Raw genomic sequence first — 12,971 nt, forward strand, 5'->3', positions numbered from 1 at the left:
GCCACGCTAAATCGGTTCGCTGAGCCCCGCCTGAGGGAGTTGTGGAGAAAGTGTGCCCTTGTTGAGGGTGTGGACGCGGTTGCATGCGACGGCGAGGAGGGCGGGGTCGTGGCTGATGAGGAGGACGCCGAGGGTGGTGGCGTGCTGGATGACCAGGCGGATGACGGCGGCGGTTGTCGCCGCGTCGAGCATGGCGGTCGGTTCGTCGAGGAGTAGGTAGCGCGGGTTCTGGGCGAGGGCGCGGGCCAGGCAGGCGCGTTGGAGCTGGCCTTCGCTGAGGGTGTGGGGGCGGCGGTCGAGGAGGTCGGGGGTGAGGCCGACCGCGGCTGCCAGGGCGGGAATATCGATGGGGCGGTGATGGATTCGGGCGGGCTCGGCGATGATCTGTGCGACGGTGAAGTGAGGGTTGGTCGCGGCGCGGGGGGATTGGAAGACCATGGCTGTGGTGCCGCGTGCGCGTCGGGGTGGTACGCCGTCGACCGTGACCCGCCCCGCAGCGGGTGTGCGTAGTCCCGCCAATGTGGCGGCGAGAGTTGTTTTGCCCGAACCGGATTCGCCGCCGAGTCCGACGATCTCACCGGGTGAGATCGTCAGCGTCACGTCCTCGAGTACGGGGCTGCCGTAACCGACAGTGATCGAATCAGCGATGAGCACCGTCGATTCCTTTCCGAATCATGCGTTGCCGCAGCGGAACCAGCGCAGTAGGTCCGCCCGCGTAGGGACAGATGTCGGACAGATTCGTCAGCTCCCGTGGTGGATGGGGGAGTGGGTGCAGACCGTTCTCCGGCAGCGCGGCGAGCAGATCGCGCGTGTAGTCGTGCCACGGATCCGCGAACACCTCGGCCGCGGGCCCCACCTCCATCAACCGCGAGGCGTACATGATCGCCACCGTGTCGGCGATTCCCGCCCGCAGCAGGTGGCTCAGATCGTGGGTGATGAGCAGGACGGCCGCACCCGCGTCGGCGCACTCACGCAGCAGGGCGCCGATCCGATCGGTGTGGTCGCGGTCCAGTCCGGCTGTCGGTTCGTCGGCGACGATCACCGCCGGATCACCGGCCAGCGCCGCCGCGACCGCCGCCCGCTGGGCCATTCCGCCGGACAGCTGGTGTGGATAGAGGTCCAGCGTTGCAGGCTCGAGCCCGGCTCGCCGTAGCAGGTCCGCCGGTGTGTGCGAGGTTCCCAGCGTCGCAACAGTCTCCGCGAGTTGGGAGCCGATCGTGCGAACCGGCGTGAAATGTGTACTCGCGGACTGAGGTACCAGCGCGATATGACGACCACGGTACGGTTCGACGTGGCGACGATGACGCGCCGACCATCGGGACGCGCTGCCCCTGTGTTTATCTGTGTCCGCGATCCCCGGTATCGATTGCGGGTTGGTGAATCGCGTAGGGCTGGAATCAGTTCCAGCGTTCGCCGACGAGCTCGAACCGACGCGGTCACCGAGAATATGCACGCTCCGGTCACTCAGATCGAGTTGAACAGCTCCACTCACCACCGCTGCCTGCGGCAAGACCCCCATCACCGCACTCGCGACAATCGACTTGCCACAACCGGATTCACCGACCAGCGCCGTGACCGTGCCTGCCGCGACTTCGAGCGTCACCTCACTCACCGCATGCACGACAGCGCCACGTCGCACAGGAATCCGCACCGTCAGGCCATCGATCCGCAGCCCCTTCCGAAGGTCCGCCCAGGGGCTTGTGGCCGCCCCGTTCATCGCGGAATCCGGGAAGGTTTGGGCGGCATCAGAAGCCCCCGCAGCGACGACCCGGCCACAGCGACCGCAATGGTCGTCACCACCAGGAATCCCGCCGGGAACACCAACGTCCACCACCCGCCGAGCAACAGCGAACCCCGCGCCTCCTCCAATAGTGTGCCGAGACTCGGTTCGTGCGGCGGCAACCCGAACCCGAGGAACGACAGCGTCGATTCATGCCAGATCGCGTGCGGCAGAAGCAGAACCACCGCGATCAACGCTTGCGGTGCCACGGCGGGCAACAGGTGCCGGGTGAACAGATGGGTACGTCCGGCCCCGGCAAGCACTGCGGCCGCCACATAGTCGCGTTCACGCAGGCTCAGACTCTCCGCCCGCACGATCCGCGCCACTTGAACCCAATGCGTGAGCCCGATGGACAACACCACGGCCACGGTATTGCCCCGGAACAGCGCGACGATCACGATGCCGAGCAGCAGATGCGGCAGGGCATTGGCGGTGTCGGCGAACCGCATCATCACCCGGTCGACCCACCCGCCTGCCAGCGCCGATACCGCACCGACCAGCACACCGAGCACCGTCGACACCGCCGCCGCGCACACCGCGACCACCAAGGAGGTGCGCAACGCCGCCGCGATCCGTACGAACAGCGACCGTCCCGCAGCATCGGTACCGAACCACCACTGCGCCGACGGCGCCCGCCGCGCCTCGGCGAAATCGGTGAGCCGGTCGTCGACGCCGCCGAGCCACGGCACGACCAGCGCGTAGATCAGCACGGCGACCAGCACCGCGACCGCGACGACGAGCCGCCGCCGAGCACGCTCACCCATCGGCTCGCACCCGTGGATCCAGCAGGACCACCGCGATGTCGGCGAGCAGCGAGCCGAGCAATACCGCACCCGTCGTGGCGACCGTCAGCGTGGCCAGCAACGCCATATCCAGGTCTTTCGCCGATTGCACAAAGGCGCCGGCCACCCCCGGCCAGGAGAAGATCTCCTCCACCAGTACCGCACCGACCACCACTTCGGGTAGCCGCGCACCGAGGATCGTGACGAACGGGGCCAGCGAGGAAGGCAGGATGTGGCGGCGGGTGACGGTCGCGGTGTCGATGCCACGCGTCACCGCGCCCACCACGAAATCCTCACCGCGATTGGTGGCCACCGTTTCCCGCACGGCGAGCAGCAACCACGGCAGCTGTGAGACCGCCAGGGCGGTGGCGGGCAACACCAGGTGCCGCGCCACCTGTCCCGCATCGACCTCGGCGCCCGCATCGGTGAGCCCCGCAGGCGGCAACCAGCCGAGCCCCACCGCGAACACCGCGATCGCGGCCAGCGACACCACGAACGGCGGCAGACCCTGCAGGGCGACGCAGGCGGCACTCACCACCCGGTCGAGCAGGCCACCACGCCGCATCCCGGCGACCACGCCGGCGACGAGCGACACCGCGACCGCCACCGTCATGGCGACCGCCACCAGCAGCATCGTCCACGGAATGCGCTGGGCGAGAAGGTCATCCACCGGCTGGGCGAAGCTGCGCGACACCCCGAGGTCGCCGGTGCACAGGTCGGCGGCCCACTGCGCGTAGAGCCGGTACCAGGGCACGTCGAGCCCCAATTGCCCGGCGAGCACCGCGCGATCGGCGGCGCCGGTGGTTTCGTAGCGGTCGCCGAGGTACCCGACGAGCGGGTCGAACGGTGACACCGCGGCCGCCGCGAACAGCGCCGCCGACACCGCGACCAGCACCGGAATCATCGTCAGCACCCGCCGCCGCGTCATCCGCGCGATGCCACGCCCCCTCACGAGCCGTGCGTCCAGGTCTGCAGCGACCACCACGGCCCCCACGTCACACCGTGCGCGTGTGGTTCGAGTACCGGTCCCGACATCGTCCACCCCGAATCCTTCACCACATAGGTGTGGTCCAGATGGACGAGGAAGACGTGGCTCGGGTCCTCGGCGTAGCGGGTCTGCACCGCACGGTAGGCAGCCGCCCGGTCAGCCGGATCGAGGGTGCGCCTGGCCTTTTCGAGCAGGGCATCGATCGCGGGATCGGAGTGGCGGCTCGCATTGTCGTACGGGCTACCCGCGCCCGGATCGACGGTGTGCAGGGTGTTGTAGGCCTGCGTGTCGGGATCGAAGGGCTCGCTGCCACCGCCGAGCAGAATGCCTGCCCGTTCGATCCGGGGTTCGATCCGATCCCAGGACAACGCTTCGAGATCCACCTCCACACCGACCCGGCGAGCATCGGAGGCGAAAGCCATGGCGAGGTCACGGCGCAAGGTGTCGGTGGAGTTGTACATCACCGTGAACCGGGCTCGCACACCCTGTTTCGCGCGCACGCCGTCCGCACCGCGCGACCAGCCCGCCGCGTCGAGAATCTGCTCGGCCCGTGCCCGGTCGAACGCGAAAGATACAGCGGGATTGTGCGATTCGCCGTATACCTCCGGAATCGCGGTGTAAGCGGGGCGGCCGTATCCGCCGAGAATGTTGTCGATCATGGCCTGCCGATCGACGGCGAAATTCAGTGCGAGCCGAACAGCGGGATCGCCGGCCACCGGATCACCGGCAGGCAGGGAGACACCGCGCCAATCGGCAGAGGAGTTGGCGTGCACCGACATCGGCGCGCGATCGGCGAAGGTGGCGGCCAGCAGCGGCGGCAGCGAGGTTCCGTCCAGCTCGCCGCTCGCCATCCGCTGGGCGCGGGTGTTGTCGTCGGGGACGTGGAGCACCGTGAGCCGCTTCACGGCAGGCGCACCGCCCCAATAGTTCTCGTTCGCCACGAAGACGGCGCGGGTCGGTTCGAGGGTCGTCAGCCGGTAGGGCCCGGTGCCGACCGGCTTCGTATTGAGCGCCGACTCGGTGGCGGGTCCTGGTTCGGCCACCGCCTCCGACGGCACGATCCCGATGAGCAGCTTGGTGGGGAACGCGGCATACGGATGCCGCAGCGTGAATCGCACGGTGGCGGGATCGACGGCCTCGACCCGCTCGATCATCGAAAACGACGAACGGACCTCCGAAGCCGAGGCCGGGTCGAGGATCGCGCGATAGGTGGCCACCACATCGGCCGCGTCGAACGTGGTTCCGTCGCTGAACCGCACGCCCGTGCGCAGCGGCACCGTCCACGCGGCGGCGCCAGGTTCGGCGGTCGGCAACTCGGTGGCCAGTGCGGGTGCGAAACCGGGCATCCCGGAACCACCGGTGAGCCGAAGCAGACCGTCGTAGACCTTCGCCTCGCCTGCCGCGCCGTAACCGGCGATCGGGTTGTATCCGCCCAGTTCGGCGGCATCCGCGAGGACCAGCGAATCAGTGGTCGTGGCGGTCGGCGCACCGCAGGCGGTGAGTACCAGCGCGAACGCGGCCCCCGTGGCGGTCCGAATTCGCATCATGATGTTCCTAGCTGTTTATCTGAACAGATGGACAGATGATAGTCCGGTGCCGAACACGGCGACTAAGCTGAGGGCGTTATGGGAGAGCCACGCACACTGGACGGGTCGCCGGTCGAGCTCGGCAGGCGCGCGATCGGTGATGTCGAGATCCGCGCCTGGGCGCAGCGATTCGACCTGCTGTCGGACCCCAACCGGCTGGAGATCCTGCTCTGCCTGCACCGCACCCCCGGCATCAGCGTGGGTGAGCTCGCCGCCGCGATCGGGCGCACCGAGAACGCGATCTCTCAGGCGCTACGCGTGTTGCGGCACGAGGGGTGCGTCGTATCGAGCCGGGAGGGCCGGACGGTCACCAACCGGCTCGCCGACCCGATCATCCACGAGATTCTGCACACCATCGGCGCCAAACACACCTGACGTCGATCGGCCCTGTTCGGGAGGCGATTATGGCGAAGATCCTGTTCGTGATGACCGGTGCCGACCGCTGGAGTCTCACCACCGGCGCCAAGCATTACACCGGCTACTGGGCCGCCGAATTCACCATCGCCTACCTGGCTTTCCGCGAGGCGGGACACGAGGTGTCGGTGGCGACGCCCGGCGGGGTGGTGCCACCCGTCGACCTGGGCAGCCTCGCGCCGAATGCCAACGGCGGCAACGACAAAGCGCAGGAAGTAGCCGAAACGATCAAGGGCGCGACGGTTCTCGAAAAGCCCGTCGCACTCGGCGAGATCTCCGCCGCCGACATCGACGCCCTCTACTACCCCGGCGGTTACGGGCCGATGGAAGACCTCGCAGGCAACGCCGATTCCGCCGCGCTGCTCCGCGACGCCCTCCGCGCGGACAAGCCGACGGCGCTGATCAGCCACGGCCCCGCAGCCCTGCTCGCCACCGGCGACGACTTCACGGGCTACCGCGTGACCGCATTCAGCAATGCCGAGGAAGACCTCAACGGGCTGGCCGATCGGGCGCGTTGGCTCCTGCAGGACCGGCTCACCGAACTCAGTGTCGACTATCGCTGCGCCGAACCCTTCGCGCCACACGTGGAATCGGATCGCTGCCTGCACACCGGCCAGAACCCCGCCTCGACCTCCGACCTCGTCGCCGTCTTCCTCGACGCGCTCAGCCGCCCGGGCGCACGATCATGAGCACGACGACGGCCGTCCACAGCAGGTTGTAGATCCCCGCGAGCATCGACAGCATCCGCAGGCGTTTGCCGTCGTCGGGCTCGTCGAGTGCCTCGCGCTGCATCGGGTGGATCTGCACGGCGAGCAGGCCGCCCGCGATGGCCGTGGTGATCATGGCCGAGGTGATCCAGATTTCGTTCATCCGGCCCTGGATGGTGGCCAGGATGATCCCCACCACCGGCACGATGATCGCCAGTTTCGCGTAGTTGCCGGTGATGCGGTGCATCGCGACAGCCACCGACCGGCTGCGCACCGAATCGGGCTCGGGGGCGGCGATCGGCGCGTAGCGGGGGAAAAGACTGGTGGCGACCGCCGAGCCACCGACGAAAACGATGCCCGCGAGTACATGCACCGACAGCAAGAAATGTTCCACTACCGACCTCCAGCCTTCAACATGGCTGAAGCGTAGCGCAACCTTCATGGTTGTTGAAAGTACTAGGGCGCGGCGCCCGAGAATGCCTCGAGAATCGCCGCGCCCACCTGTCGCTGGATCGGATCCGCCCCGGGACCGAAGAGCTGAATATCGACCTGCGACACCACTTCTCGTGCCGCCGCCAGCAAGCGGACCCCCTCTTCGGTGAGTTCGATCGTGGACGCCGACCCTGCCCGTGCGGTCCGGTCTCGCACCAACCCCGCCGCGACCAGCGCCTTCACCGAGGTGTGCACGCTCTGCACGCTCGTCCCCGACATCCGCGCCAGCTCGCTGAACGAGGCCCCCGGCACGCCGTTGATGTGCCCGAGCAGCCCCAACCGCGCCACCGTCAGATCCAACGGCGCCAACCCTGCTCCCAACGCCGCCTCCACCCGCCGGCACAGCGTGATCACCAGGATGCTCGGGCTCATGGTCGGCGGTCCGGGTCGCCCGTCGTCAGTGGTCATACCCCGCATTTTCCCGTACGCACACGGCTCGGCGCCCGGCGGATACCGCCGGGCGCCGAGTCTCGTGGTCGCTTACTTCAGCGCTACCCGCGCACCGTTGGAAAAGGCCGAGTCGTGGAATTCGACCGCTGCCGGGGCGGTGCCGGTCGGCACGTCGAACACCAGGACCATCGAGATCTTGTTGCCCGGATTGATCTCGGCGACGAGCTCGTCGTTGACATTGATCTCCGCCGAGGTGTCGTTGGCGAACTCGCGACCCTGATCGTCGATCAGTTTCTGGTTCGCTCCGAAGTACTGCTGGGCGACATCGCCGACATTGGTCACCTCGACGTGCACGAGCACGAATTCGCCCTGGGCGGTCTTCTGCAGGTACGGGTTGTCGCCGACCGTGCGGACCGGCGGGTCGACCTGCGTCACCGTGAACGCGAACTTCCCGTCGCGGACCTCGGTTCCCGCGGGTGCGGCGACCGACCGTGCCTGCTCGCTCTTGGCCACCTCGTTGGCTGCCCCGCCGATGAGCGCCGCGCAGCCGCCGAAGAGGGCGAGAACCGCGAGCAGGAAGCCGCCGAGTACCCACGGCCAGACCTTGCGCTTCTTCGGCGGCTGCGGGTAGTAGGGCTGCTGCGGGGCACCGGGGTTGGTGTGCTGGGGGTGGGACATGACTGGCTCCTCGTCTGGAAAAGGTCAGGTGTGATCGCGCCGGGACGGATCGTCCGGCGTCGTGGGGATGGGGTTGCCCGGCTGGATGCCGCAGCGTGAATGTGTTGTCGCGCAATGGATTTACGCGGTAGGAGCGGTTTCTGGCCGGTTGCCGCTCCGTTGGCAAGGACGCTACACCGAACATGCATCATTGGCAACAGAAGAACAATGTTTTCAAGCTTTACGAATTTCGAATGTGTACGACAGAACGGAAAAGTAATCAGTCCATGTAAGGTTTGACCTTGACTACCTGGCCGTAGGGCCGGGGGCCGAGAGGAGACCCATGCCGGACTCGACGCCCACCGTGGCCGCCGCCGAGATCTCGCGGTTGGCAGGCGTCACTCGTGCGACCGTCAGCAATTGGCGGCGCCGCCACGCCGACTTCCCCGCGCCCGTGCCGGGCGGCTCGGAGAAACGGCCGCTGTTCGACCTCGCCGAGGTGCAGCAGTGGCTGCGCGGCCATGGCGTCACCGCCGCCGATTCCCCGGTGCAGCGGCTGCGCACCCTCTTGCGCTCGGAGGTCGCCCCCGACGAGGTCGTCGGGCTCATGGCATTCGTCGCCGACAACCGTGCGAAAGCCGCCGATCCCGTGCGCAAGGCCATCCGCGAGGCGATCGACGAAGTCGGCGTCACCCAGACGCTCGCGGTGCTGTCCGAACGTGGCCTCGACGGGCCGAGTACCGGCGTCTACCCGACCGACCAGCCCGTGGCGGCACTCATGGCCGACCTGCTCACCGCCGCGTCCTCGCCCACGCCGAGCTCGGTGCTCGATCCCTCCTGCGGTGGCGGCACCCTGCTGCTCGAAGCCGCGCGCATCGGCGCGACCCAGCTGAACGGGCAGGACATCCTCCCGGTGCAAGCCGGCCGCACCGCGGCCGCGCTCGACATCCTCGTCCCGCGGGCGAAGTCCGACATCCGCGCCGGTGACGCCCTGCTCGCCGACGCCTTCCCCGAGACCGAATTCGATGCGGTCATCTCGAATCCGCCCTATTCGCAACGTGATTGGGGTGCCGACGAGCTCGCGCTCGATCCACGCTGGGTGTATTCGGTGCCCCCGCGCGGTGAGTCCGAACTCGCCTGGGCGCAGCACGCCATCGCCCACCTGCGCCCGGGCGCGACCGCGGTACTTCTCCTGCCGCCCGCCGTCGCGGCACGCTCCTCGGGTCGGCGGATCCGCATGGAACTGTTGCGGGCCGGGGCGCTGCGCGCGGTGATCGCGCTGCCGCCGGGCGCGTCGACGCCGCGTCAGGTCGGGCTGCAACTGTGGGTGCTGCGCCGGCCCGGTGTCGGTAGTCCCGGTGACACGTTGCTGTTCGCCGACACCACCCGTCTGCCGAATCGCGGGGACCAGCCGGACTGGCAGCACCTGGCGACCACGGTGCTCGAGTCCTGGCGTGCGTTCGACGCCGGTGACGCGCAGGCCGCGACGGTCCCCGATGTCACCGCCGTGGTTCGGGTGATGGATGTCCTCGACGACGATGTGGATCTGACGCCCGCCCGTCAGGTGCGTGCGGCGGTCGACCCGGGCAACGCCTCGGCCGCCGCGCACACCGCGATCGGTGTACTCGGTGACCACCTCGGCGAGCTGCGGGCGGTGGCCGAGGCTGTGCGCGAATGGAATTCGGCCCCCGGCACGGACTGGCGTTACGTGGCGGTCGGCAACCTGATCGCCGGTAAGGCGGTGCGGATCGTCACCGCGACCACCGACCCGGCCCCCGCCGACGACGACGCGCGCCCGGTCCTCACGGGCCACGACCTGCTCGGCAGCCGCAACCCGTCGGGCATCACGACGCCCGGGTCGCCGGTGGGGGAGCCGATCGAAGAAGGCGATGTCCTGGTGTCGCGGCTGCGCGACGACCACGGTGCCGCCCAGGGCGCCCGCGTCGCCGAGGGTGCCGATATCGGTGCGGTTCCCGGGCCGGGCGTGCTCGTCTTCCGCACCGATCCCGCCCGTGTGGATCCCTGGTTCTTCGCGGGTTTCATCGGCAGCCCCGACAACGCGGCCGCCATGTTCGGCACCACCACCATCCGCCTCGATCCCGCGCGCCTGCGCATCCCGCTGCTGCCGATCGCCGAACAGCAACGCTACGGCGCGGCATTCCGCCGGCTGCACCAGCTCCGGGTGAGCGCCCGCACCACCGCCGACGCCGCCCGCACCGCCGCCGACCTCATCGCCACGGGCCTCACCGCGGGCGCACTGGAGCCACCGGCGAAGTAGTCGGGGAGCCGCCGACGACATCGCTGCCAACCCCCGACGGCGTAGTCGAGGCGGTGCCGGTCGGTGCCGGGCAGTATCGTGCTGGCGTCCGGTGCCGGTATCGAGCGGGGGTAGTGGTGGGCGAGATCGTCGACGGGCGGTACGAGATCACCGGAGTGCTCGGTGCCGGTGGGATGGGGGAGGTGCTGGCCGGCTACGACACGGTGCTCGACCGGCCCGTCGCCGTGAAGCGGATCGCGGTGCGCCAGTTCGCGTCCCGTGCCGACCTGGTCGACGAGTTCGTCGCCCGGTTCCGCCGTGAGGCCAGAGTGACGGCCCGGATCAGGCATCACGGCGTGCCCCAGGTGTTCGACGCCGTGCTCGACGCGCGGGCCGACAGCGTGTACCTGGTGATGGAACACATCGACGGCGTGACGCTGCGGGACTATCTGGCCGAGATCGGTGAGCTGCCGGTCGGCTGGGCCGTCGCGATCGCCGCGCAGATCGCGACGGTGCTGTCGTATGCCCATGTGCTGCCGGTGGTGCACCGGGACCTGAAACCGGCCAATATCGTTGTCGCACACGATGGCACGGTGAAGGTGATCGACTTCGGGATCGCGGCGCTGCTCGACGGGAGCACGGGCCGGATCACCAGGACCGGATCGGTTCTCGGCACCGCCGCCTACATGCCGCCCGAGCTGGTGAACGGGCAGGAGGCGGGACCACGCGCCGACCTGTACGCGCTGGGCTGCGTGATGCACGAGATGTTCAGCGGACGAAGAGTTTTCGAAGCCCGATCGGAGTTCGACACCCACAACCGGCATCTGTCCGACCCGCCGACACCACTGCGCACACTGCGCCGGGACGTGCCCGCCCCGATCGAACAGCTCGTCCTCGAGCTGCTGGCCAAGGATCCGGCGCAGCGGCCGTCGAGCGCGCAACTCGTCTACGAGCGGCTGCTGCCGTTCCTGCCCGCGCCGGGCGCGCCGGAGGACCCTGCCTCGCGGACCCATCCCGACCCGACGCGGCTCTTCCGCCGACCCAATCCGCCCGCAGACATCGTGGTGGAACCGCTGCCGCCCAAGCCTTCCCATGAGCTGCCCGCCGCTGGGCTTTCCGAGGCCGCCGCGCGGTATCGCGAACTGTTCGCGCTCGGTCGGGCCGCGCAGGCGGCCGACGTGCTGCTCGGCGTCGTCGACCAAGCCGAGCAACGCTTCGGGCCCGACAGCCCGCAGTTGGGTGACCTGCACCGCGATATCGCCACCGCGCTCGAGCACTCCGGTGAACAACGCCGGGCGCTGGCACAGTGGCAGCGGGTCGAAGCGATCGAGGAGCCCACCGGCACCAGGGGCAGGCGGGCGCGGGTAGCCGCGATCGGTTGCCGCGCCGCGCTCGGCGAGCTCACCGCCGCGGCCGCGGTCGACGAGCTGTACCGGATGCTCGGTGAAATACGTTCGGCAGACAACGAATTCGGTGACGACGCGCTGCTGGTCCGGCTCGCACTCGCCGAGCACCTGCCCGCCGCGGGCGACCACGCGCGGGCTGCGAGGTTCGTCGCCCGGTTACGGGACGACCTCGCGGTGCTACGGCCACCCGACGACCCGATGCGCCGCAAGATCGAAGCACTGGCGGCCGAACTCCGCTGCTGAGGCGCGTCCGGGGCATCCCCGGCGGAGTAAGCTGCTCGCATCGCTGACAGGGGACGGTGTCGGCCGTCGGAAGTGGAGATCGTGCCGTGCAGTGGGTCGGCAGAATCGGGTGGGTCGTCGGGCTGCTGGCCGGGGCATTCGGGGTGCTGCTCGGCAGCGTCGGGTACTTCACCGGAATCGGCAACGGCAGCCCGTTCGAGATCACCCTGGCCGTGGTGTTCTTCGGGTCGGGGTGCGCGCTCGCGGGAGTGTCGATCTGGCAGCTCGTCATCGGCGACCGTCATAAAAGGCGCGGCTACCCTCGGCAAACCTGGCACACCCCGCCCGCGGGCATCCCGCATGCGGGCGGCTCGGGTTCCTCGCAGGTAGGCCCCGGCCACCCGCACGTCGGCCCGGTCGCCTCGGGTGCCGCCTATTTCGGGTCGCCACCGGCAGGCCACGCATCCGACGGACAGCCACCCGTTGGGCCCGAACCTCCGGTCACGCCGCCCAAACCCCTCTCGTACGCGGCCTACACTCCGCCTTCGGCGCCGATCGCGGCGACCGTCGCCCAGACACCCGAGTGGGTGACGAGCACCCGCAGCATCCACCACTGGCTGCCCACCGGAATTCCCTACGCGAGCGCACCGATCAGCGTGCTCGGTTCGCCCGTCGACCTCGACCGCGACAGTGCCGCGACGATCCCGGTCCGGGTGCGTGACGCGGTCCGCGAGCTCATCGCCATCGAGGGCCCGATCGAACGCGGCCGCCTGGTGACACTGGTCGCCCAACGCTTCGGTGTGCCGAAACCCTCTGAGAAACAACAGATCTGCGTGCTCGGCCAGGTCCCCGAGGAACTGGTGCGCGCGACCCCGCTCGGTGTCTTCGTCTGGCCGTCGAACGTGGACCCCGGCACCTGGCGTGGCTTCCGCTTCACCCCACCCGGCACCACCCGCCCCATCGAGACGATCTGCGGCGAGGAGATCGCGAACGCGATAACCCATGTCGCCCAGCACAACCGCCCCACCTTCGACGACCTGGTCTGGTCCACCCTCACCCAGTTCGCCCACGAACGCACCGGCATCGCCGAAGACCGCATCGAAGCCGCCCTCACCCTCGCGACCCGTCGAGGCAGACTCACCACCGACCCCGACGGCCGCTACCGTCCGCTCATCTGACCCGCGAACGCTCCCAGTCCCGCGTGGCGGGCACGTCGATGTGACGATGCCGGACGGCGGCGCCGATGACGGCTCGTCCCCTAGGCGGGTAAGGCGGGGGCGGTGCGGGTGT

At 69.1% G+C, this 12,971-nt stretch carries 13 protein-coding genes; 5 read left to right on the forward strand and 8 right to left on the reverse strand.

Annotation, left to right across the window (positions count from 1 at the left end; all coding sequences use genetic code 11):
* Positions 1-6: 6 nt before the first annotated feature.
* The 5 genes from HYG95_RS21040 to HYG95_RS21060 are packed head-to-tail and all read right to left on the reverse strand — an operon-like array spanning position 7 to position 5,097.
* Positions 7-654 carry an ATP-binding cassette domain-containing protein gene (locus HYG95_RS21040; RefSeq protein WP_181700300.1) on the reverse strand — a complete coding sequence of 216 codons (648 nt, stop codon included), beginning with the start codon at positions 652-654 and terminating at the stop codon, positions 7-9.
* Positions 641-1,717, reverse strand: a complete 1,077-nt coding sequence (locus tag HYG95_RS21045; RefSeq protein ID WP_255495586.1) for an ATP-binding cassette domain-containing protein — start codon at positions 1,715-1,717, stop codon at positions 641-643. Before HYG95_RS21045 ends, HYG95_RS21040 begins: the two co-directional genes overlap by 14 nt.
* Complete coding sequence (locus HYG95_RS21050) at positions 1,714-2,544, reverse strand: ABC transporter permease (protein ID WP_181700304.1); 831 nt, start codon at positions 2,542-2,544, stop codon at positions 1,714-1,716. The genes HYG95_RS21045 and HYG95_RS21050 overlap by 4 nt, the downstream gene beginning before the upstream one ends.
* Complete coding sequence (locus HYG95_RS21055; RefSeq protein ID WP_181700306.1) at positions 2,537-3,490, reverse strand: ABC transporter permease; 954 nt, start codon at positions 3,488-3,490, stop codon at positions 2,537-2,539. Before HYG95_RS21055 ends, HYG95_RS21050 begins: the two co-directional genes overlap by 8 nt.
* Positions 3,491-3,510: 20 nt before the next feature.
* A complete protein-coding gene (locus HYG95_RS21060) occupies positions 3,511-5,097 on the reverse strand; it encodes an ABC transporter substrate-binding protein (protein WP_370465869.1) in 1,587 nt (528 codons plus the stop codon).
* Positions 5,098-5,175: 78 nt separating this feature from the next.
* On the opposite strand from HYG95_RS21060, the gene HYG95_RS21065 reads away from it, so the two are divergent.
* Positions 5,176-5,511: a helix-turn-helix transcriptional regulator gene (locus HYG95_RS21065; RefSeq protein ID WP_181700308.1), complete on the forward strand. Its 336-nt coding sequence runs from the start codon at positions 5,176-5,178 to the stop codon at positions 5,509-5,511.
* A 29-nt stretch (positions 5,512-5,540) separates the two neighbouring features.
* Positions 5,541-6,239, forward strand: a complete 699-nt coding sequence (locus tag HYG95_RS21070; protein WP_181700310.1) for a type 1 glutamine amidotransferase domain-containing protein — start codon at positions 5,541-5,543, stop codon at positions 6,237-6,239.
* Here the strand turns inward: HYG95_RS21070 and HYG95_RS21075 are convergent.
* From HYG95_RS21075 to HYG95_RS21085, 3 genes are all read right to left on the reverse strand, one after another.
* A complete protein-coding gene (locus HYG95_RS21075; RefSeq protein ID WP_181700312.1) occupies positions 6,214-6,651 on the reverse strand; it encodes a hypothetical protein in 438 nt (145 codons plus the stop codon). The two genes, HYG95_RS21070 and HYG95_RS21075, sit on opposite strands and share 26 nt — an antisense overlap.
* 62 nt (positions 6,652-6,713) lie before the next feature.
* The gene (locus HYG95_RS21080) at positions 6,714-7,157 is read right to left on the reverse strand and encodes a MarR family winged helix-turn-helix transcriptional regulator (protein ID WP_181700314.1); all 444 of its coding nucleotides are present in this window, start codon (positions 7,155-7,157) and stop codon (positions 6,714-6,716) included.
* 72 nt (positions 7,158-7,229) lie between these two features.
* Positions 7,230-7,817: a DUF4352 domain-containing protein gene (locus HYG95_RS21085; protein WP_181700316.1), complete on the reverse strand. Its 588-nt coding sequence runs from the start codon at positions 7,815-7,817 to the stop codon at positions 7,230-7,232.
* 322 nt (positions 7,818-8,139) lie between these two features.
* Here HYG95_RS21085 and HYG95_RS21090 point away from each other — a divergent pair, with 322 nt between their 5' ends.
* The 3 genes from HYG95_RS21090 to HYG95_RS21100 all read left to right on the forward strand — a co-directional run bounded on the left by HYG95_RS21090 (position 8,140) and on the right by HYG95_RS21100 (position 12,859).
* Positions 8,140-10,074, forward strand: a complete 1,935-nt coding sequence (locus HYG95_RS21090) for an N-6 DNA methylase (protein WP_220139670.1) — start codon at positions 8,140-8,142, stop codon at positions 10,072-10,074.
* 116 nt (positions 10,075-10,190) lie between these two features.
* Positions 10,191-11,702: a serine/threonine-protein kinase gene (locus HYG95_RS21095; RefSeq protein WP_181700318.1), complete on the forward strand. Its 1,512-nt coding sequence runs from the start codon at positions 10,191-10,193 to the stop codon at positions 11,700-11,702.
* Between the two features lie 86 nt (positions 11,703-11,788).
* Positions 11,789-12,859 carry a hypothetical protein gene (locus HYG95_RS21100; RefSeq protein ID WP_181700321.1) on the forward strand — a complete coding sequence of 357 codons (1,071 nt, stop codon included), beginning with the start codon at positions 11,789-11,791 and terminating at the stop codon, positions 12,857-12,859.
* Positions 12,860-12,971 lie beyond the last annotated feature (112 nt).

Source organism: Nocardia sp. GTS18, from assembly GCF_013839555.1.
Lineage (GTDB): Bacteria > Actinomycetota > Actinomycetes > Mycobacteriales > Mycobacteriaceae > Nocardia > Nocardia rosealba.